Below are 18,951 nucleotides of genomic sequence, written 5' to 3'. Positions count from 1 at the left end.
TGCCCACTCTGCCTCAAGTGGACACGGGAAACCTCAAGCATCAATTCCGGTTTCGCTACAGGAGGTCTCTGTGCTCATCCGCCGTGCCCGTACCGCTCCCGGCCACGGGGCCGCACGCGCTCACACCCGACTACTCCGACGGCGCGTCCTGACCTTCGGTGCCGCGGTCGCGGCGCTGCTGAGCCTCACCCTCACCGACGCCGCCCACGCCACCGACGCCGCACCGGCAGCCCCGGCCGCGCCGGGCTATCCGGTGGTGATCACCAGCGTGGCGCATACCAACTACCTGATCCCGGACGACGGTGCGGGCAACGAGGGGACCTACCTGCAGGTGTACTACCGCGCCGATCATCCCTTCCCTCGTACCTTCGAGTTCACCCCTGTCGCCACCGCGCACGGCCAGACGGTCTACAAATGGACGATCACCAGGACGGGAAACTGCGCCGAGGTCAGGGGAGATGCCGGCACGTCGGTCTACCTGGCCAAGTGCCAGGACCGGAAGTCCGCGCAGTGGTGGATCCTGCGGCCCACCACCGACGGATCTGCCTGGGCCCTGGTGCCCTACGTCAACGAGAACCTCGCCGTCACCGCCACCTACGGCGACGACAACTGGGCTCCCTTGAGGGAGATGCCCGGCGGCAACGCCACCGCTTCCCAGTTGTGGTATCTGGCCGGCGCATAGCCGACGGCCACCGGACTCCCGGCCCACGGCGGCCAAGGGCCCGGTAGCGGTTCGGCTGACCCGGGCGCCCCGTCCCCGCTGAAAGCGGCCGGGGCGCCCGATGGGAGTTGTCTTCAACCGTGTGATGCTCGCTCTCGCCTACGACGCCGCGCTGCGGCGAGGAGCTGTGCTCGCTGCGGACGCTCTCGGTGAGGGCCTTGACCTGGGCGGTCAGGCTGACGACTTGGGTCTTGAGGTCCTCCAGGTCCTGGAACATCCCCATGGGGACCTCGAAGTCGGGGTCATCGGCCACAGCGGACTGCCTTCCGCTCCTCGTGCGCCGCGACGGCTCGCTTGGTGATGGCCTTCTCCTCCAGCGCCGCCTGTTGCTCGCCCTGTTCGCGCTGGGCACGAATATGGGCATCCGCGCGATCGTGGCCACCGGCGAGCACGGCGAGAGCGAGGCCGCGCTGCGGCACGTGCGCCGACACTTCATCACCGTCGACAACCTGCGGGCCGCGGTGACCAAGCTGGTGAACGCCACGTTCGCGGCCCGCGACAGCTGTGAGGGTGTGAGGTACGCGTCGGCATTCACGCTCTCGCGCCACCCAATCCGGCCCTCGTCAGGCCCGTCGACGCAGCGCACGTTGGGAGCGTGAGCGGGCACGACTAGGACCGGGGCGTCGGCGCCGAAGCGGCGTCCGGGAGTTCGGCGCGGCCGCCGTACGGGCCGTCGTCAGCTCGCCGCCGACGTCCTCGCTGTCGGCGAGCTGATGCTCGAAGTCGCCCCCGTCTACCTCTCCGAGAGCCAGGCCGCCGATCGCCTCGCCCCGCTGTGCGACGAGATCGGCGAACCCCCTGACCGCGGACTCGCCGCCCGACGCTACGCCCTCACCGGCAACCGCCGTGCCCTGCACGGCACCGTCCTGTGGTCCACCCTCCTGACCTCCGGTCCCACGGGCTGCGGCCGGAGGCCGATCAGCGCGGACCAAGCCATCAGCCGCCATGCAGATCGATGCCTAATGACTGCCTAGTAGTTTGCCACTTTATGCCCAGCAAGATGTAGCATCAGGGTATGAGTGATGAGCAAATCGACAGTGTGGAGGCGTTGCTGGAGGAAGCGCGGCTGACGGCGCGTATGCCGGAGCCAACCGAGCGTCTGCGGCTGCGACAGGCCGCCGGTCTCTCCCGCGCGCAGGTGGCCGCAGCCGTAGGTGTCGGTCGGCAGACGGTCGCCAACTGGGAGGACGGCACCACCGATCCGCAGCCACCAGGGCGCTTTAGGTACCTGCGGCTGCTGGAGGGCCTGGCCCAGATCCACCCCGCCCCCGCCCCGGCCGAGACCCCCGTCCCGGCTGCAGAGTTCGCCATCCCTGAGACCGCGTGGGGCCCCACCGGGCTGGCCGTTCAGGGCGTGCCCGCCCCCTGCCTCCGCTGCGGCGTCACGACACCTTACAAGGCCACTGACGGCCGTTCCCTGCACCCCGGTGCCATGTGCCAGTCCCCTGCCGCGGCGACCCAGGCCGCCTCCACGCCTGCGCCCGCCCCCGTCAGCGCGCCCTCACCCCTTCCGGCTGCTGCGCCGTCGCCGGTTCCGTCGCCGGTGCCCTCCCGACCGCAGCGTCGGGCGAAGTCCGCAGCCCGCGCCCAGGCGGAGACCACCGGCCTCATCAGCCGGGCCGTGCACGAAGAGCTCGAGCGCGCCGAAGGCGACACCGACGCCGCCATGAAGGCCCTGATCAAGCGCGCCATCCCAGATGTCATGCGCCTGTTTCAGGAGACCCGGGCCACCGCCCGCTACACCTACACCGCCTACCCGGCCCTGCCCGACATCCTCAAGAAGCCCTCGAAGAAGGAGCCGGACCAGATCTGGGAAGCCCGCCCCAACTTCCACCACCCCGACTACTCCCTCAAGAACTCCGGGAGCATCGCGGTCACCGCCCTGGACGTCAACGCCGCCTACCTCTCCGCCCTCAAGACCTGGCTGCCGATCGGGAAGCTGGAGCACTCCACCGGCGAGGACGGTGTGGACCCCAAGCGCTCCGGAGTCCACCTGATCACCCCCTCACCCTGGCACCACCCCCACCTGCCCGACCCTCTCGGCGACCGCGACCAGCCCGGCCCTGTCTGGGTCACAGGCGCCACCCTGCGCCTTCTGCTGCGGCTTGCCGGGCCGAAGCACGGGCTTCTGGAGGCACCGGTGGTGCACGAATCGTGGACGTCCGGCGCGACCGAGAATTTCCTGGACGCCCTGCGCAAGACGCTCACCGCCGCGCGCGAGACGGCTATCGCCGAGAACGACACCATCACCGAGGAGTACATCAAGGCGATGTATTCGAAGTTCATCTCCACGATGGGCGAATCAATCCACAACCGCGAAATCATGCGCCCGGACTGGATGCACATCATCCACAGCCAGGCGTACGCCAACCTTTGGGGCAAGGCATATAAGGCCCATCAGGCCGGTCTGGACGTCATCGCCATGATGGGCACCGACGAGCTGCACGTCACCGGCGACTGGCGGCGCGTCTTCCCCGAGGGGCGGGGTGTCGCCCAGATGAAGATCAAGCACAGCGACGCCAAGGCGTCCGGTGAGTACACCGTCAGCAAGGCGGCCCGCTGATGGCCTCCGGAAGCCGCTGGAGGGACCTGGGCGCCTTCCGCGCCCGAGGCGTCCATGGTGGGGTGGCCCTGGCCGAAGGCATCGACCGGATGGTCACCGGCATCGAATCGCCCGTCGACTCCGAGCGCGGTCTGGCCGCCCGCCTGCGCTACCTCACCGCCAGCGACGCCGGATACGAGGCCATGGACCGCGCAGGCGTCCACGTCCACCCCCGCACCCTCATCGCCTGGCTGGCCGAAGAACAGACCCCCAGCAAGGCCAACTTGGCTCGTCTGGACGCCGCGTACTGGGACCTGCGCCGCCACAACGTGGTCGCCGACCTCAAGCGCCGGCTCAACAACCGCGGCCGCGGAACCCGCATCGAGATCGACCCTGCCGACCAGTCCCGCGTCGACCGCAGGCACCAGCGCGACCTGGAGACCCGCAGCGTCAACGTCCGGGGAATGTGGGACCGCGCCGTCGACGCCTGGATCGCCGAAGACACCGAGGAACTCGAAGCCGTCTGGGACGACATCATCCAAAGCACCCTGGGCACCGACTGGGACGCCTACACCCACGTCTCCTCCATCGGCTGGGCCGCCTGACCCGGCCCCCACACGCGGCCTAAAGTCACCGCAACGCGCCGAGGGCCAGATGAACACGTACGGCGCTGCCCAAGCCCGACCCTGACACGAGGCCGCTACAAAGCACGCTGTCGCGCCTGAGGATGCCGCACCTGCCCCGCGTTCTGGTGAGCCAACGAACCGGCATTCGACTGACCGCGAGTCGGAGGAGGGGCCCGTATTCAGGGTGCGGGTGTGTACGTCACGGTCGCGTCCTTACACTCCTTGGCGGCCTTGTGGAGGGCTTTGGCCTCGGCGTGGTCGGCGTTGAGGTTCCAGCGGAGTTTGGTGCTGACCCAGTCGGTGGTGTAAGTGCATAGCGCGTCTGTGGCCGGTGGGAGCCATTCGGAGGGGTCCTGGTCGCCCTTGGAGCGGTTGGGGCCGCGGCTGACCGCGACCAGTGAGCGCTGGGCGTCGAGGTCGTTGGCGTAGGTCTCCCGCCGTTCCGCGGTCCACTTCGAGGCGCCCGAGTCCCATCCCTCGGCCAGGGGCACGACGTGGTCAATGTCGAGCTTGCCCGCGTCGGTGACGGTCTTGTCATCGTAGTGCGAGCGCCAGGTGCCGCCGGTCAGTTTGCAGTCCTTGCCCTGCCGGGGCTGCCTTGACCGCCTCGGCCAGGAGGACTTCCTTGCGGGTGTCGCAGCCATCGTGGTCGTCGTCGACCCACAGCTTGGACGTTCGTACCCCACCCGGGACTCGCGGGCCACCTTGAGCTTCCCGATCGCCTCGGTCAGGGATAGCTCGCTGCCGTTCTTCCCCTCGGATGAACCGGAACTCGCCGCAGAGGCCTTGGCGTCGTTGGGGGAGGAGCCGGCGTGGGTGCAGGCGGTTACAGTCAGCAGCAGGGCGAAGCAGGCCAGGGCCCTCAGGCAGCGGGTGCGGTGCATGGAACTCCCGTCAGGTGATGCTCATCAGACATCTGGACCTACCACCTCCCACACGCTGGCCAACCAGCAATCCCCCAGAAGCGCCCAATGCAGGAGCACCCGGTTGCCCCGATCACCGTTCCATCACGTCCCTCGCGCGTTACCCTCACCAGGCCGCATGATGCACCCCTACACCATCCTTGGGGGGATTCATGCACGTCCGTACCACCACTGTCGCCGTGCTGCTCGCCGCATGCGGCAGCAGCGACAACACCAACGCCAAGACCAAGTCCAGTCCCAGCGCGGCCAAGTCGACAGCATCCGAGTCCACCGAAGAAGCATCGCCCGAGCCCGACGAGCCCTACTCGTTCGGCACTCCGATGGACTGGGGCAACGACGCGGGCAGCCCCACCGGCACCACCACCGTCCTCGGCTACGAACAGCCGATCAGCAGCGTCGGGTCGGCCGCGGAAGAGACCGGTGAGAAGGGCCATGTGTGGGGCGCCCTGGAAGTGAAGGTCTCCACCGACAAGGGCAAGCTCCTCGTCACGAACACCGACATGACCCTGGCGTACAAGGACGGTGCTCGCGTCGAGGCGTCCTCGTCGACGTGGGATGACTTCCCGAAGCCGGAATTCCCCATTGAGACCCAGGTCCGCGCCGGGGACTGCGTACGGGGGAAGACCGTGTTCCCGGTGCCGGGATACCAGCGGCCCGTGAAGGTGATGTACGCGCCGGGCGGCGCGAGCCAGACGATCGCTGAGTGGACTGTGCCCGCGAAGGGGTGACGCGCTGCTCGGCGGGCCCTGTCATCGGGGTCGACCGCCGAGGCCGCCGAATGGGTCGGGATCGCAGCCCAGGCGGCCGCCCGCGTCGGCGCCCGCAAGACCTCGACGATCGGCATCCTTCAATCACAAGCCCCGAGAGGGTGGGGGCGAGCTAGCCGGTGACTAGGCGTTCTGCTGGCGTCCGGGCGACGAGGACGCTGCGCTTGGCGGCTGCCGCGAGGAACAGCTGGCACCGGGGCCGCGTCCACGTCGTCGAGGGCTTCGACGCCCACCCCACGCAGGTGCTGCACTTGACCGACGCCGAAGCTGCTGTGTGGTTGACCTTCACGGAGGCCGGGGAGCAGTGATCCGGCTCGGACAGGCCAGCAAACGCCGTCCCTCTCCCTGACGGACGTACAGCGGCTGTGGCCGATCAGCAAGAGGCCCACCGGCCACGGCCGGGGGCCTCGCCGTGCACGGCGTCGGTCAGGGCAGGAAGTTGTTCTGCCATTCCAGCGAGTTCATGCTCAGTGCGGCGTCGGCGAGGGCTTTCGCCGAGGGCGTCTTGAGTGAGGCGAGGCTGGTGTCGATCCAGTTCTGGGTGAGGCGGTAGCCCTGCTCGCGGTACTCCACTGCCTGGACCAGGCATTCCAGCTTGTCCGCGTCGCGGGCGACGATCGCCTCTGGTGTCTGGCTGGCCTCGTACTCGTCGACCGCGCTCTGCACGCCGGTACGCACGGCCGGGTGGGCGTTGGCGACCTGGTCGGCGGTCACCTCCTGGTTCGGGGCGGCGCGCAGGTACTTCCGGCCGATGTGCGGGATGTCCCCGACGCGGGTCTCCTGGCTGTCGTGGAACAGGCACATCAGCGCGACCCGCGAGGGGTCGGCGCCTTCCATCATCGCCAGCACCGAGCCGATCACCCCGACCCGGAAGGAGTGCTCGGCGACGGACTCCGGAGCCTCGTTGCCGGTGAACCACCAGCCGGTCCGTGCGACGCGCTTGAGCACGCCCATCTCGGAGATGAAGCTCGCGGTGCCCCTGGTGGTGTCGTCGGCCATGCCGTCCTCCATCGTCAGCGGTTGTGATCGAAGACGTAATGGACGCGGGCGAGTTCGCGCCGCGATCTCGCCGAGAGCGGCACCTCATCCAGCAGCCGAGAGGTCCGCTCGCACAGCAGCCCGGCGAGCTGCCCGGAGGCGTGCGGCAGCCACGGGAACGCCGCCAGAAGCGCCCACAACGAGTGCCCGTACAAGTCGACGTACCCGGGGGCCAGATGCAGCCCGAGGGCTAGCCCACGCAGCAGGGTCACCGGATCCCACCCGGACAGGTCCCGGTCCTGCATGAAGGCGTCGTCCGGCTGCGGCACCGGCAGCACTCCGAGCCACAGCGCCCAGTAGTTCAAGTTCGCGGGCCTCGGCCGTGTCGTCGTCGGCCAGAGCGCGGTCGATGAAGTCCAGCAGCGGCTGCGGGTCACCGAGCCGGGCGAGCGCCGTGGCGGTCGAGCGGGCCTCCGCCCACTGTGAGGACCGAAGACGTCGCGCCGACGGTGGAGGGCGCTCGCGGTCCACGCGGCCGCGTCCGGCCCCTGGTCGTACGAGGCCAGGTACAGCGCCTGGCGGTGCAGCAGCGCCCTGGCCTCACCCTGCCGGGCCGCGTCTTCGGTCGCGCTGCGCAAGTGACCCAAGAACGCCGCCCGGTCCGCCGCGGCCAGCTGCGACGCGGCAGCGCCCGGCCCGCGCCGGGGCCTGGGTAACCGCCCGGCGAGCGCCGACGGCGCGGTGCCGGTCAGCGCCCAGGCGAGCAGGTGCGCGGTGTCCCGGGTATGTACCCACCCGGCCAGCGGATGAGGACCGCCGATATCGTCGCCGAGCCCGGCCGCGATGATCCGGTCCGCGTCCAGCCACTGCACGAGCGTCGCGTCGGCGCCCAGCGCGGGCAGCCGTCGGCGCAGCCCCAACCACGCCCCGGCCCGCACGTTCGCCAGCCGCCGCCCGCACTCCCAGCCCTGCAACGTGTCCAGCTCCACGCCCAGGGCCGCCGCCAGCCCAGCCTGCGTGCGCGGCATCGACTCGCGGACCAAGCGCACACGAAACCGGTGACAACAGCTGGACCGCGACTTCCCTCACGTCCTGATCTCCGCAGGCACCGGCGGCGGCAAGTCGACCATCCTGCGGTGCATCTGCTGCCAGTTCATCCACCACGGCGCTCTGGCCTACGTCCTGGACTACAGATCTCCCACCTCTGGGCCCGCGGCGTCCCCGGCGTGACGTACTGCCGGGACACCGCCGAGATCCATGACGCCCTGATCCACCTCGTTCAGGAAGGCCGGCGCCGTATCCGGCTCGCGGAGCAGCTGGGCGACGACGTCCTGGAGAAGGAGCCCTGGCGCGTCGGCCCGCGGCTGGTGATCCTGCTCGAAGAGGTCAACGCCACCATGGCGCAGCTCAAGCGCTACTGGGAGCGGATCCGCGAGAGCGGCGATGCGAAGGTCTCCCCGGCCGTCGACGCACTTGCGGAGATCCTGTTCATGGGCCGCGCGGTCCGTCTCCATGTGCTGCTGGTCGCCCAGTCCGCCACGGCCCGCGCGATCGGCGGGCCGGAGATGCGCGAGAACTTCGCCACCCGCATCCTGGTCCGCTATACCCTCAACGCCTGGCGGATGCTGGTCCTCGAGGTCAGCCCGGCACCCGCGCCCACCCGGCGCCCCGGCCGCGTCCAGGTCGTCCTCGGTGGCCGCGCCCAGGAGACGCAGGTGCTGAACCTCTCCGACGCCGAAGCCCGCGAGTGGGCGATGTCCGGCGTCCATTCCAGCGGCGAGGCCGGCCCACTCCTGCCCAAGCCGACCACACCCGAACCCGCGCCCGTCCTGCCTGTCCCGGCACCGGCCGACCGACCCCGACGTCCTCACCGACGTCCAGAACGCCACTCCAGAGGCACCGGCCCCCGAGCCGCCGGCCGCCGCGCTCCCAGCGCCGGACGACGCCGTCGTCGGGCTGCGCACAGCCCAGCAGGAGCACCTGCCGCAGCTCACGCTTGCTGCGCTGCGCTGGGCTCGCGTCAACGACCCGGACTTCCCGGCCTCGGTCGACAAGCTCGACAAGCGGGGCGCCGAACTCCTCTACCGCGTCGGTGACCTCAAGCGCTGGGCGCGCAACCGCCCCCGCGGCGCCATCGGCCCCACCGACCCCTCCTGATCCGATCTGGGCACGCAACGATCCCGGGGACTCCGCACGTCAACCCCGGGGCCCGGATTGAGCTCTTCCGCGCCCCGCAGCAGCCGGACAGAGGGTTGCACCGTGGCGGATGCTTCAGACGGTAGTACCCCAAGCCGGAAGCGGCACTTCGCGTAGTACGGTCCGGCTGACCTGCGCGAAGGCCGTACGCCGCGGCCCAAGGCCGGCGAGCACGGCGAGCTTGTCGGCCGCGAGCTCCGCGCGCCTGCTTTACCTCGCCGTCGACCACCACGGTCGGGCGGCCTTGCTCGGATTCCGGTCTGCGAGAGCGGTCCACGACAACTGCTTCTCCCCTCCTGCTGGCGTCCTGTCAGAGGTGTCGGCTGTTGGCCAGCCGACGGATGACGGCTGCCTGGGCCTCGACTTTGTTCTTGATGGCGGCAAGGGCTGAGCGGTTCTCTGTGATGGCCGCCTTTTGGTAGTCGGATTCGACGGCGTACCAGACGCCGGCGAGATTGGTGTCTTTCTTGCATGCGGTGTCGGCCACGGCACGGGAGATCTCTTCAGCACTCGGCGCGGGGGAGCGGATCGAGGCCAGGTCGGCGGTGACCTGAAGAGGGGACCGCACCTCATAGCCATGTGACTTCATGCAAGAAGCCCAGGCGTGGAATACGGTGGTCACCCGGGAGTCATGCATCGAGTCCGCGAAACTCTTCCGCTTGATCCGCGATACCAGCCCGCCCGGCTCGGATCCTGGGCCCTGCGGACTGGCGGAGGAACTTTCCAGCCGGCGGTACGCCTCGCCTGCACAGCCCCCCGGCGGCACGGTGCGCTCACCAGAGGGTGTCTGTACGACCTTGTGTGCTGTGGACGCGGCACCCAGCAGGACAAGTCTGGCGGCCGGTGGGTAGTCCATGAGTTTCTTGCCGGTTGCGGTCGCTCCGCGGGAGCGGGTACTGGGAGTCTGACGTGGTCGGTGGTAACCCCACGTGCGAGCCTCGGCATCGTCCGTCAGGCCGTACCTGCGATAGAGGATCGTATAGCCCAGCACGGCCGTGCTGTTGCGCCCGGGCAGCGGGGCCACGGGATAGTCGAAGCCGAAACGCCGCATGCAGTCGCCGAGCAGCAAGTGGCTCAGGTGGTCGTACTCGACGGTCTCGTATGGGGTCAGCATGTACGTTTCGACGGGAAGGTGAAGCCTGGCAATGTCGAAGACCACGGGCGTAGCGGTGGGTGGCTCGTAACGGTGTTCCTGGGACGCCGAGCAGGCGCTGAGGACTCCCAGGGCGACCAGTGCGGCCGGCACTGTCTTCCAGCCGAGGCCAGGGGCACGTGTCACAGCAACTCCCTGAGGTGGAGGTAGAAGCGGTAGCGGTGGGGTGCCGCGTCAGCGCGGCACCCCACCGGTCGAGATCAGCCCTCGCCCCTGCCGGGGCAGTAGGTCGAGTCCCAGACCGCGATCGAGGCCTCGTCTTTGCTTAGCTGGCCCAGATTGCCACCCCTCCAGTGGCTCAGGACGTCGTAGTTCCCGCTGGTGAAATGGTAGTTGTTGAAGTTGGGATACTCCCAGATCCCGACATTGCAGTCGGAGGCATCCTCGGCGGATTCGGCGTTGTTGCGGATGACCTGACCGCTTCCCGCGCCGTCGTTGCTCGGGAAACGATAGTTGCCGAGGTCATGGACGTTGGCATCAGCGTGCGGGTAACCCCAGCCGGCCCCCTGAGCGCCCGTGTAGTAGTACAGGCAGAACCAGTTGACGGTGTTGCAACGCTCCGTCCCCCAGCTGGAGATGTTCACTCCTCCAGCGTGCGCTGGAAACGCCGACATACCGAGGGCCAGGATTGCCGCACCGGAGACGCCGATGCGCACAGCCTGCTTCTTCCACTCCACGTGATGGTCCTTCCTGGTCGAGGTGTACGAGTGGCCACGCACCAGGGTTTCGAGCCGACGCGTTGTTGCGCACCCTCGTTCCACGGCATGCAACAAAAACTCCAAGGTGTTCCGGCACGTGGTGAAGTGACGGAAAACCGCAAGTCATCATGGTTGTAGCGGATTGACGATCACGCTTAGGTTGGGTCCGCCACGTTGCGCCGATGGGGGAGGCGAGGCAGGGATGGGCCGTCGCCGCCCGGCACCGCCGGACCGCATGGAGGCGCTGTCCGGGCCCGGATCGCCGGGACGTCGCCGGGTCCCGACCCTGCCGCCGGCCGTCGGGGGTGAACTCGGCCACTCAGGGGCACCCAGGGCATCGCGCATGGCGGCCTGTCCAGCCGGTTCCCGGGGCTGGCCGCTTCTCGTACCGAGCTGGGCCTCTGGCCACGGCGCTCAACGGCACGCTGGACCGGATCGAGCCAGGTAACGCCGCGCGGGGTCGCCACCACGTCGCCCATGCCCCGCCGCATCGCGGACACCGGCCACGAGCTCACACCCCTCCCCTCACCAACGGCGACGGAATCCGGCCACAATCACTACTGCCTCGCCGTAGCCGGAGAAGCCGTAGCAGTCGAAGAAGGAGCCGGAATGACCGAGGGGTTCGAGCGCCGCACACCGAGCCGGTGGGGAGAGGGCGGCGCGTTGAAGGAGGAGATCCTCGCCGCCGCCGCGCGGATGCTGACCGAGTCCGGCAGGGAAGGGGACCTGTCGTTGCGCGCGGTCGCGCGGGAGGTCGGGATCTCGGCCCCCAGCGTGTATCTGCACTTCAAGGACCGGGCGGAGCTGGTGCGCGTCGGCCAGCGGTTCGCCGCGTTGAGGAAGGATGCGCACGAGGCCGCCAACGGCAGTCCACCGCGTGAGCGGGTCGCCGCCAGGACGAGCAGTACGCGCAGCGCCAGCTTCCGCGTGAGCCCGGACGAGGCGCACCGCACTGAGCGGTGCCACTTCGGCGGGGTGGGCGCACCATCGAGCGCCGGGAGTCGCCCTGCCGTAGCCAGCGCTTGGTTCTCGCCGCCGAACCATACGTCGACCGCACCGTGCTCGCCAGCAGATCGCCCGAGAGGAACAGCAACGCCGCGCCCTGGACGACTTCAACGGCCGTTGGGGCGCGGCGGGCGGAACGAGCGAGAGGCCGTCCTAGCGCTGTACGGAGCCTGAGCGAAGTGCAGCACGACCGCCTTGGCTGCGGCAGCAACCTGTTCTTCACCCAGAGCATGGAGAGCTTGATGATCTGGTCGACGTCGCTCGGGCGCAGCAAAATCGCGTCGCCGATGTGCAGGGGCTCAGGAGACTTGTGCTGCTTCAGCCGGTAGAAGCGGCCGTCGTCGTTGAAGCCCAGGTGCGAGGCCGTTGCTGCTGGTCAGTGGCCGAGGTAGACGTATTCGTAGCCTTGGTCGCCGTTCCACCAGCCGCTTCGCTCCCAGGCGGACCATGCGCCGGTGGTGCAGCTTCGGGCGAAGACTCGTGGGTAGGCGCTGTTTTTGTCGTTTCCGATGTCGCCTCGGCCGAATGCGCACATGCCGTCGTTCGTGGTGTCGATGACGCGGATCTTGATGCTGCTTTGGATACGGCCCCCGTATGTGCGGCGGCATTCGTAGTACTGCATCTTGGCGCCGCCGGTGGTGTGGGTTCCCCCGTACCAGCAGTTTTGGCTCGTGGTGGTGGTCACCGGGCTGGCGAGGGAGCTGGCTGTGGGGATTCCGGCAGCCCCTGTGCCCAGAGCAAGGCCGGCTACTGCGGCGACCATGCCTTTACGGATGTTCATTTTCTGCGTCTCCTTCGGACTCGGCTGGAACAGGTGTTTCCGCGTGTTGCTGGCTGCTTGGTCGCTATCGATGACCGCCAACCGCAGTCGCCTTCGGTCGCAGCTGATCAAATGCCAGGCCCCGGCAATGTGCGGCTGGAGAGTGGCTTGGACGAGCGCTGTGAGAGGAGTGAAACGGCGACGCCGGTCGGCACCAGTCGCCCTCGGTGCGCGTGTCCGGCCCCTGTGTGGCTGTGCGCTCTTATTCGCGGCACCAGTGCAGGAGGGCGTCCCAGGTTCTGGCGCCTACGATGCCGTCTGTCTGCAGCCCGCAGTGTTCTTGGGTGACGACCACTGCGTGGTGCGTCTGATGGCCGAAGATGCCGTCGGCAGGGACGGCGAGTTTGCTCTGCAGATACTTCACACACGTGCCCGTGCTGCCTTGCCTGAGAACGTTGGTGGGCAGGCTGCTGACCCAATGACATCCATGGGCTGTGGAGGAGGATGCTGCACCTGCGTCGGTGGCGCTGAGAGCGCCGAGGAACACGGCGCCGACCAGAGCGGCGGCGGCAAGGGCTCGCCGTATGGCAGGTGGTTTTCGTGTGAGATCTTCCATGGGGGATCCCGTCAGGTGAGGGGAACGTAGATAAGCCGTGGCCTCGTCGCCTCGCGCTTGAGATCGACTGGGCTGCTGGTGGTCCGCCGGGCGAGCTCATGACTCGGCACACGTGCTAGAGACACGGGCGGTGCCGGAGGCAGCGGCCGCCCGTCTGTCGCTGTGGGACGGCCACGCCTCAGGGCCGAAGGAGGGGTAGTGCGCGGGCGTCCACCCCCGTGGGGCGCCCGGTCGGCAGGTCACTACTGAGTTTTTCGTTAGTTCTGTGGTGTTTTGGAGTGGATTGTTAGGCCGGTGTGGGTGAGGAAGGACCATGGGAGTTGTTCGCTGGAGCAGATTCGGTGGATGCCGCGCTCGGCTGCGTCGGCGATGTCGGCGAGATGGTCTGCGGCAAGGTTGGCGAGCTTGCGTGCTTTGATGGCCGACCACAGTAATTCCACGGGGTTGAGTTCGGGTGCGTAGGCCGGCAGTCGCTCCAGCGTCAGCCACTCCTGTTCGTCCGCCCAGGCCCGCATGCGCCGGCTCCAGTGGGCGGACAGTCCGTCCCAGACCAGCACCACCCGGTCACCGGCGTAGAAGGTTTTGATCTGTTCCAGCACGTGGATCAGGGAAGTGGTGTCGTAGCTGCCCGGCTTGAGGTGGAAGCACAGCCGCGGCCCGCGTTCAATGTCGGCGGCGTGGTAGCCCAGTGCGGCGGCCATACCGGCCCGTTTCCAGTTCAGCCGGTGCCGCAGGGTGGGAGTGCGACCGCGGGGCGCGTAGGTGCGGCGTATCTGGGGCAGCAGGGACACGCCCGATTCATCGAAGAAGACGATCCAGGCACGTTTCTTCACTGCCCCTTTTTGATGCGGGGCCACTCGTGGGCGATCCACCGGGCGATCTCGGCGTCGTCCCGCTCGACGGCCCGGCGCTGGGGGCGCTGCAGGCTCCAGCCCATCCGTCCGGTCAGCAGCCGCCACACCGACGCCCGCGCCAGCTGCACCCCGGTCAGCCGCTCCACCACCACACCCACCCGTTCCAGAGTCCACAGATCGGCCTCGAACCCGTGCGCCTGGGCGCCCTGCACCAACGCTGCTTCCACGGCCGCGACTTGAGCGTCGTCGAGTTTGGGCGGGCGGCCGGTAGCCGGGCGCCGTCGCAGTGCCTGCATCCCGCCCTGCTCCCACACCCGTTTCCAGCGCCGGACGCTCTCCAGGCAGACTCCCACCGCCCGCGCGACCTCGGCCTGGGCACACCCCCGCTCGAACATCTCGGCCGCGCGCATGCGACGGGCCTCGGCCAACTGCGGCCGCGTCAACGGCGGAACAGATACAGCACAGACATCAGACTCAGCGCGAGAGGACACCACTGGATACTCACACCACTGAAGCCCCCGCACCCACAGAACTAACGAAAAAGTCAGTAGTTCCAGGCGGGGTGGCCGTAGCCCCAGATGAGGTGGCTGGTGCGGGGGTACTTCAGCCGCTGGACCTGGTCGGAGCGGTTTCCTTCGACGGTGTAGACGTGAGTGTCGTCGTAGGACGTCACGATCCCGATGTGGTCCTCGCCGTCGTGACCGTTGAAGTCGAAGAAGATCACGCAGCCTTCGCGCGGACCACCACCAGCGGCGCCCCGGCGGTAGAAGCGGTGCTGGTTCTTGAACCAGGTGAGGTGGTCGGGGACGTACTTGTGCTTGCCGCCGATGGCCGCCAGCTGGCCCGCCTGGTGAAAGACCCAGCTGACGAAGACGTCGCACCACTCCTGACCGTCGGCGCCGTACCACCGACCGTACTTGGTGTGGTTGGTTCCGCTTTCCCGGTATCCCACCTCCTTCTTGGCGATTCGGGCGACCTTCGCCGAGGGGGCGTTCGTGTCCCGCAGCGCGACGGCGTCCAGTACGGCCAGTTCGGCGGGCGTCACCTCCTGGCTGGCATCGACCGGCTTGGTCTCGTCAACGGACTCGGTCACGATCACTCCTTCTTTCCCTTCTTGCGGTGTCTGCGAAACCGCGAGCGACTGCTCGGGCAGGGCGGGTGCCGCCGCCGTTCGACGGCCCGCCGAACACCAGGTTCCGAGCCGCCCGGTTGTTGCGCAGGCCCCTGCCGCAGCACGAAACAAACGCCGGCACAGCACCTTCAGCACAGGTCAAGGCAAGTGGGAAAGAAGGGGTAGGGATCGTCAGGCGCGGCAGGACTGGGCGTAGGGGCGTTCCCGTACGTAGTTCTGCCATTGCACCGAGGTGAGTTGACCGGCGGTGCCGGCGCAGATCCGCCGGATCGCCGGGCCGAGCCTCAGGGACGTGAACTCGATCGTGCCGTCGGATCCCGCTGTGGCCAGGAGCTGCCCGTCCGGGCGGTACGCGCCCGTCGCTATCGCTTCGGTGTGTCCTGCGGTGAGCGCCCTGCCCCAGGGAGCTGGTCGAGCAGGGTCGGTCAAGTCCCACAGCAGGACGCTCCGGTCCTCACTGGTGGAGGCCAGCGTGTGACCGTCCGCGCTGAAGCCCACCCAGGTCACCCGACCGGTGTGCCCGGTCAGCGATCTGCCGACGGCCGAGGCGTGCGCGGGAGTGCGGACATTCCACAGTCGTACGTCGTGGCCGACGCCGGCGGTGGCCAGCAGCCGTCCGTCAGGGCTGAAGGCGCCCCATAGGGTGCCGCCGGTGTCGCCTGTTCGGATGTCCGGCAGGGACCTGGGACGGACAGGGTCGCGGATGTCCCACAGGCGGACCTTGTCGTCCTCGCTGGTGCTGGCCAGGGTATGGCCGTCCGGGCTGACGCCTGCCCAGTGGACGAAGCTGATGTGGCCGGTCAGCGGGCCGCCGAGGCTGGCGGGGCGTGCGGGGTCGGTGACGTTCCACAGCCGGAGGCTGTACTTGGGGCCGCCTGTGACCAGCAGATGCCCGTCAGGCGTGAACGCCAGCACGCCATCGGCCTGGTCGGCGCCGCCGGTGCGGATCAGGCCGGCCCGCCGAGGGCGGCCCGGAGTTGAGACGTCCCACAGCCGTACGGTGCCGTCACTGGCGGCGCTCGCGAGCAACCGACCTCGCGGCTGGAACACCATCCGGATGGCGAGGTGCTGACCGGGAAGCTCGCTCAACTGCCTGCCGCCCGCCGGATCGCGGACGTCCCACAGCCGTACCCTTCCGGCGCTCGCGCTGGCCAATACACGGCCGTCCCGGTTAAACGCGATGCCGGTGACGCTGCCAAGATGGCCGGCCAGGAGCGCGCGGGGAAGATGCCACAGACGTACGCTGTGGTCGTCGCTCACGCTGGCCAGGGATCGCCCGTCGGGGCTGAACGCCAGCCAGTTGACGAATCCGGCGTGCCCGATCAACGGCTGCCCTAGGGCGGCCGGATGCCGCGGGTCGGAGACGTCCCACAGCCGGATGGTGTGGTCCGCGCCGCCCGTGGCGAGCGTCCGCCCGTCCGGTGAGAACGCCACCGCGAGCAGGGTGCCGGTATGACCGGTCAGCGGTCGGCCCAGCGGCTCGGCGTGCTCCGGCTCGGAGGTGTCCCACAGCCGCACCTTGTGGTCGTTGCCCACGCTGGCCATGAGTTTGCTGTCCTTGCGGAAGGCGACCGCGTAGACGACGTCCGGGTTGTTCAGCGGTTTCCGCCACTGCTTCGGCTGGACCCTGCCGGTGACGTTCCACAGGCGGATCAGGTGATCGTGGCCGGGAGCCGCCACCGTGCGGCCGTCCGGGCTGAAAGCAGCCGAGGAGACGGGTTCGCGGGAACCGGTGAGCGAGTGACCCATCGGTTTGGCGTGCGCCGGGTCCGAGACGTTCCACAGCCGTACGGTTCGGTCCTGACTGGCGGTGGCCAGGGTGCGTCCGTCGCGGCTGAACGACACGGAGAAGACGAAATCGCGGTGGCCGGTCAGCGGTCTGCCGAGTGCCTTCGGGTGCAGCGGGTCACGAACGTCCCACAGCCGTGCCGTACGGTCCCGGCTCGCGCTGGCCAGGGTGCGGCCGTCCGGCGAGAACTGCAGCCAGTACACCCAGCTCTTGTGCCCGGTCAGCGGTCTGCCGAGCGGGACGGGGTGCGCGGGGTCGGCCAGGCTCCACAGCCGGATGGTGTCGTCACCGGCCCCCGTCGCCAGCGTCCGTCCGTCCGGTGAGAACGCCACCGCGTACACCGGCTGGGAGTGACCGGACAGTACGGAGGACAGTGCGATGTTCTGCGTGTCCAGCAGTCCTGCGGCGGCTTCGCGGTCCGACCGCAGCCGGTGCGCCGCCAGATACATCCGCGCCGCCAGCGATGGATCGGTCGCATTCAGCTGGCCCGCCTCGGCGACCACCTGCTCGGCCACCGCGCGGTCGCGGCCGGCCCGAGCCAGCGAACGCTGTTGGAAGGCGATGACGGCGGCCGTCGATGCGAGCAGGAGAAGGGCGGTCACCGCGGCCAGCAGTGAGCGCATACGCCGGGCGGTGCGAGCCGCCGCCCGCCGCTCCTGCTCACGGGCGGCGACGCTGGCGTCGAGGAACGCCGCCTCGGCCTGGGTGAGGTCCGAGCGATGCCCGGTGAGGCACTCCTCGGCCGTGGCCAGGCGGGTGCCGCGGTACAGGGCCCCGGTGTCCCCGTCGAACGCCTCCCAGGCGCGGGCGGCCTCCGTGAGCTGGCGGTGGACCCGAAGCCTTTCGCGGGCGCCGTCGATCCAGGACTGCAGCCGTGGCCACGCGGTGATCAGTGCTTCGTGCGCCAGGTGCACCATGTCGCCGTCGAGTGTGACCAGCCGGGCGCGGACCAGTTGCTCCAGTACCCGAGCCAGGTCGGTGGGCTGGCCGGTGGCGCTCAATTCCCGCAGTTCGGCGTGCTCGGCGGGACGGCTGGTGTCCTGGGCCCCTTCCCCGGGCGTGATCAGGCGCAGCAGGATGCGCCGGGCGACCTCGGCCTGCTCCGGCGAAAGGCCGGCGTAGAACTCCTCGGCGGTGCGGGTGAGAGCACCGTGGACACCTCCCGCGGCCTCGTAGGCGGCAAGCGTGAGGGTGCGCCCTCTGCGGCGGCGCCAGGTCTCCAGCAGCGCGTGGGACATGAGCGGCAGTCCGCCCGGCTCCTCGGCGACGTCCTCGAGGACCCTCGCCGTCAACGTGCGCTCGACGATCAGCCGTGCCGCCATGGCGGGTCGGACGATCGCGTCGCGCAGTTCGTCCGGTCCCATGGGTCCGAGGAGGAAGGTGGCGTCGGTGAGGGCGGCGGCGAGCGGACGGTGCTCGGCACAGCGGCCGAGAAAGTCCGCCCGTACTGCGATCACCACCCGCAGTCTGCTCTCCGGTTCCACTGCACTCACCAGCAGATCGAGGAACGCCGCACGCTCGGCCGGGTCCGAGCACAGGGTGAACAGCTCCTCGAACTGGTCGACCACGACCACCGTGTCACCGGCTTCCTCACTCGCCGTCAACGCGCGGGAGTGGGCGGACGACGGGTGCGGCCCCGGGGTGAGGATCCGGATGGCCGCCAGCCGGCACTGCGCCGACTGCTCGGTTTGGAGGGACGGAAGTAGCCCCGCGCGCAGCAGGGACGACTTGCCGCTTCCGGAGGCGCCCACCAACGCGACCACGCGGCAGGACCGCACCCGCTCGGTCAGCTGGGCCACGAGTTGCTCGCGCCCGAAGAACAGATGCCGGTCGCCGGTTTCGAAGCGAGTCAGTCCCCGGTATGGGGCGTCGGTGTCATCGGCGGCCTCCGCCTCCACGGCCGCTTCCCCGGCCACTTCCCGCCAGCGCCGCTCCCAGTCCTCGGGATCCGCACCGCATGCCCGCACATAGGCCAGTACCACCTCCAGCGAGGCAAGTTGGCCACCTGCGGCCGCCCTCGACAAGGAAGTGACCGAATAGTTCGTGCGCTGCGCCATGGCTCGGTAGGTCAGACCTCCGGCCTCCTGACGCAGCTTGCGTAAGTCGAACGCGAAACGCTGGACCGGCCCGGCCGCCGGATCCAGCGGTCTCTCACGACGCCCCACTCCGTCCCCCTTGGTCAACGAGAGCA

20 protein-coding genes are annotated in these 18,951 nt (G+C 69.1%); 9 read left to right on the top strand and 11 right to left on the bottom strand.

The window, feature by feature from the left end; all coding sequences use genetic code 11:
• Positions 1 to 70 precede the first annotated feature (70 nt).
• The 5 genes from ACH4SI_RS32570 to ACH4SI_RS32550 all read left to right on the top strand — a co-directional run bounded on the left by ACH4SI_RS32570 (position 71) and on the right by ACH4SI_RS32550 (position 3,868).
• Positions 71 to 682 (top strand): RICIN domain-containing protein, encoded by a 612-nt coding sequence (locus ACH4SI_RS32570; RefSeq protein WP_398302059.1) that lies wholly within the window; start codon positions 71 to 73, stop codon positions 680 to 682.
• 260 nt (positions 683 to 942) lie between these two features.
• Positions 943 to 1,320: a Tn3 family transposase gene (locus ACH4SI_RS32565; protein WP_398302057.1), complete on the top strand. Its 378-nt coding sequence runs from the start codon at positions 943 to 945 to the stop codon at positions 1,318 to 1,320.
• A gap of 114 nt (positions 1,321 to 1,434) precedes the next feature.
• Positions 1,435 to 1,695: a hypothetical protein gene (locus ACH4SI_RS32560; RefSeq protein WP_398302055.1), complete on the top strand. Its 261-nt coding sequence runs from the start codon at positions 1,435 to 1,437 to the stop codon at positions 1,693 to 1,695.
• A 41-nt stretch (positions 1,696 to 1,736) separates the two neighbouring features.
• Positions 1,737 to 3,284, top strand: a complete 1,548-nt coding sequence (locus tag ACH4SI_RS32555; RefSeq protein WP_398302053.1) for a helix-turn-helix domain-containing protein — start codon at positions 1,737 to 1,739, stop codon at positions 3,282 to 3,284.
• Entirely contained in the window at positions 3,284 to 3,868 is a 585-nt protein-coding gene (locus ACH4SI_RS32550) for a transcriptional regulator (protein WP_398302051.1), read from the top strand. Before ACH4SI_RS32555 ends, ACH4SI_RS32550 begins: the two co-directional genes overlap by 1 nt.
• Positions 3,869 to 4,068: 200 nt before the next feature.
• On the opposite strand, the gene ACH4SI_RS32545 is transcribed toward ACH4SI_RS32550, so the two are convergent.
• Positions 4,069 to 4,773 (bottom strand): HNH endonuclease family protein, encoded by a 705-nt coding sequence (locus ACH4SI_RS32545; RefSeq protein ID WP_398302049.1) that lies wholly within the window; start codon positions 4,771 to 4,773, stop codon positions 4,069 to 4,071.
• Positions 4,774 to 4,964: 191 nt separating this feature from the next.
• Here ACH4SI_RS32545 and ACH4SI_RS32540 point away from each other — a divergent pair, with 191 nt between their 5' ends.
• Together ACH4SI_RS32540 and ACH4SI_RS32535 are read left to right on the top strand one after the other, a co-directional pair.
• Complete coding sequence (locus tag ACH4SI_RS32540; RefSeq protein WP_398302047.1) at positions 4,965 to 5,540, top strand: hypothetical protein; 576 nt, start codon at positions 4,965 to 4,967, stop codon at positions 5,538 to 5,540.
• A 203-nt stretch (positions 5,541 to 5,743) separates the two neighbouring features.
• Positions 5,744 to 5,887 (top strand): hypothetical protein, encoded by a 144-nt coding sequence (locus ACH4SI_RS32535; RefSeq protein ID WP_398302045.1) that lies wholly within the window; start codon positions 5,744 to 5,746, stop codon positions 5,885 to 5,887.
• Between the two features lie 118 nt (positions 5,888 to 6,005).
• Here the strand turns inward: ACH4SI_RS32535 and ACH4SI_RS32530 are convergent, their stop codons facing one another.
• Both ACH4SI_RS32530 and ACH4SI_RS32525 read right to left on the bottom strand, forming a co-directional pair.
• Positions 6,006 to 6,578: an HD family hydrolase gene (locus ACH4SI_RS32530; RefSeq protein WP_398302043.1), complete on the bottom strand. Its 573-nt coding sequence runs from the start codon at positions 6,576 to 6,578 to the stop codon at positions 6,006 to 6,008.
• Between the two features lie 14 nt (positions 6,579 to 6,592).
• Positions 6,593 to 7,585 carry an XRE family transcriptional regulator gene (locus ACH4SI_RS32525; protein ID WP_398302041.1) on the bottom strand — a complete coding sequence of 331 codons (993 nt, stop codon included), beginning with the start codon at positions 7,583 to 7,585 and terminating at the stop codon, positions 6,593 to 6,595.
• Between the two features lie 198 nt (positions 7,586 to 7,783).
• Here ACH4SI_RS32525 and ACH4SI_RS32520 point away from each other — a divergent pair, with 198 nt between their 5' ends.
• Complete coding sequence (locus ACH4SI_RS32520) at positions 7,784 to 8,653, top strand: hypothetical protein (RefSeq protein WP_398302039.1); 870 nt, start codon at positions 7,784 to 7,786, stop codon at positions 8,651 to 8,653.
• A 410-nt stretch (positions 8,654 to 9,063) separates the two neighbouring features.
• On the opposite strand, the gene ACH4SI_RS32515 is transcribed toward ACH4SI_RS32520, so the two are convergent.
• Positions 9,064 to 9,912: a hypothetical protein gene (locus ACH4SI_RS32515; protein ID WP_398302037.1), complete on the bottom strand. Its 849-nt coding sequence runs from the start codon at positions 9,910 to 9,912 to the stop codon at positions 9,064 to 9,066.
• A 194-nt stretch (positions 9,913 to 10,106) separates the two neighbouring features.
• Entirely contained in the window at positions 10,107 to 10,583 is a 477-nt protein-coding gene (locus ACH4SI_RS32510; RefSeq protein WP_398302035.1) for a hypothetical protein, read from the bottom strand.
• Positions 10,584 to 11,213: 630 nt separating this feature from the next.
• On the opposite strand from ACH4SI_RS32510, the gene ACH4SI_RS32505 reads away from it, so the two are divergent.
• Positions 11,214 to 11,783: a TetR/AcrR family transcriptional regulator gene (locus ACH4SI_RS32505; protein WP_398302033.1), complete on the top strand. Its 570-nt coding sequence runs from the start codon at positions 11,214 to 11,216 to the stop codon at positions 11,781 to 11,783.
• Positions 11,784 to 11,985: 202 nt separating this feature from the next.
• Here ACH4SI_RS32505 and ACH4SI_RS32500 read toward each other — a convergent pair whose 3' ends face one another.
• The 6 genes from ACH4SI_RS32500 to ACH4SI_RS32475 form a co-directional block, all read right to left on the bottom strand.
• A complete protein-coding gene (locus tag ACH4SI_RS32500) occupies positions 11,986 to 12,471 on the bottom strand; it encodes a hypothetical protein (RefSeq protein ID WP_398302031.1) in 486 nt (161 codons plus the stop codon).
• A gap of 160 nt (positions 12,472 to 12,631) precedes the next feature.
• The gene (locus ACH4SI_RS32495) at positions 12,632 to 12,985 is read right to left on the bottom strand and encodes a peptidoglycan-binding protein (RefSeq protein WP_398302029.1); all 354 of its coding nucleotides are present in this window, start codon (positions 12,983 to 12,985) and stop codon (positions 12,632 to 12,634) included.
• Positions 12,986 to 13,242: 257 nt separating this feature from the next.
• Positions 13,243 to 13,818: an IS630 family transposase gene (locus tag ACH4SI_RS32490; RefSeq protein ID WP_398302026.1), complete on the bottom strand. Its 576-nt coding sequence runs from the start codon at positions 13,816 to 13,818 to the stop codon at positions 13,243 to 13,245.
• Positions 13,815 to 14,249, bottom strand: a complete 435-nt coding sequence (locus ACH4SI_RS32485; RefSeq protein WP_398302024.1) for a winged helix-turn-helix domain-containing protein — start codon at positions 14,247 to 14,249, stop codon at positions 13,815 to 13,817. The genes ACH4SI_RS32490 and ACH4SI_RS32485 overlap by 4 nt, the downstream gene beginning before the upstream one ends.
• Positions 14,250 to 14,383: 134 nt before the next feature.
• Positions 14,384 to 14,932 (bottom strand): CHAP domain-containing protein, encoded by a 549-nt coding sequence (locus tag ACH4SI_RS32480; RefSeq protein ID WP_398302022.1) that lies wholly within the window; start codon positions 14,930 to 14,932, stop codon positions 14,384 to 14,386.
• Between the two features lie 210 nt (positions 14,933 to 15,142).
• Positions 15,143 to 18,925 (bottom strand): helix-turn-helix domain-containing protein, encoded by a 3,783-nt coding sequence (locus ACH4SI_RS32475; RefSeq protein WP_398302020.1) that lies wholly within the window; start codon positions 18,923 to 18,925, stop codon positions 15,143 to 15,145.
• Positions 18,926 to 18,951 lie beyond the last annotated feature (26 nt).

Origin of the sequence: Streptomyces sp. NPDC021212 (genome assembly GCF_044332925.1) — a bacterium.
GTDB lineage: Bacteria > Actinomycetota > Actinomycetes > Streptomycetales > Streptomycetaceae > Streptomyces.
This window is presented reverse-complemented; position numbering and strand designations above follow the sequence as displayed.

What these genes read in the sequence shown, in the direction of transcription:
- ACH4SI_RS32555 (WP_398302053.1), top strand. Translation starts at nt 1,737, where the DNA reads ATGAGTGATGAGCAAATCGACAGTGTGGAGGCGTTGCTGGAGGAAGCG.
- ACH4SI_RS32565 (WP_398302057.1), top strand. Translation starts at nt 943, where the DNA reads ATGGGGACCTCGAAGTCGGGGTCATCGGCCACAGCGGACTGCCTTCCG.
- ACH4SI_RS32540 (WP_398302047.1), top strand. Translation starts at nt 4,965, where the DNA reads ATGCACGTCCGTACCACCACTGTCGCCGTGCTGCTCGCCGCATGCGGC.
- ACH4SI_RS32545 (WP_398302049.1), bottom strand. Translation starts at nt 4,773, where the DNA reads ATGCACCGCACCCGCTGCCTGAGGGCCCTGGCCTGCTTCGCCCTGCTG.
- ACH4SI_RS32485 (WP_398302024.1), bottom strand. Translation starts at nt 14,249, where the DNA reads ATGCGCGCGGCCGAGATGTTCGAGCGGGGGTGTGCCCAGGCCGAGGTC.
- ACH4SI_RS32495 (WP_398302029.1), bottom strand. Translation starts at nt 12,985, where the DNA reads ATGGAAGATCTCACACGAAAACCACCTGCCATACGGCGAGCCCTTGCC.
- ACH4SI_RS32530 (WP_398302043.1), bottom strand. Translation starts at nt 6,578, where the DNA reads ATGGCCGACGACACCACCAGGGGCACCGCGAGCTTCATCTCCGAGATG.
- ACH4SI_RS32525 (WP_398302041.1), bottom strand. Translation starts at nt 7,585, where the DNA reads ATGCCGCGCACGCAGGCTGGGCTGGCGGCGGCCCTGGGCGTGGAGCTG.
- ACH4SI_RS32560 (WP_398302055.1), top strand. Translation starts at nt 1,435, where the DNA reads ATGCTCGAAGTCGCCCCCGTCTACCTCTCCGAGAGCCAGGCCGCCGAT.
- ACH4SI_RS32505 (WP_398302033.1), top strand. Translation starts at nt 11,214, where the DNA reads ATGACCGAGGGGTTCGAGCGCCGCACACCGAGCCGGTGGGGAGAGGGC.
- ACH4SI_RS32550 (WP_398302051.1), top strand. Translation starts at nt 3,284, where the DNA reads ATGGCCTCCGGAAGCCGCTGGAGGGACCTGGGCGCCTTCCGCGCCCGA.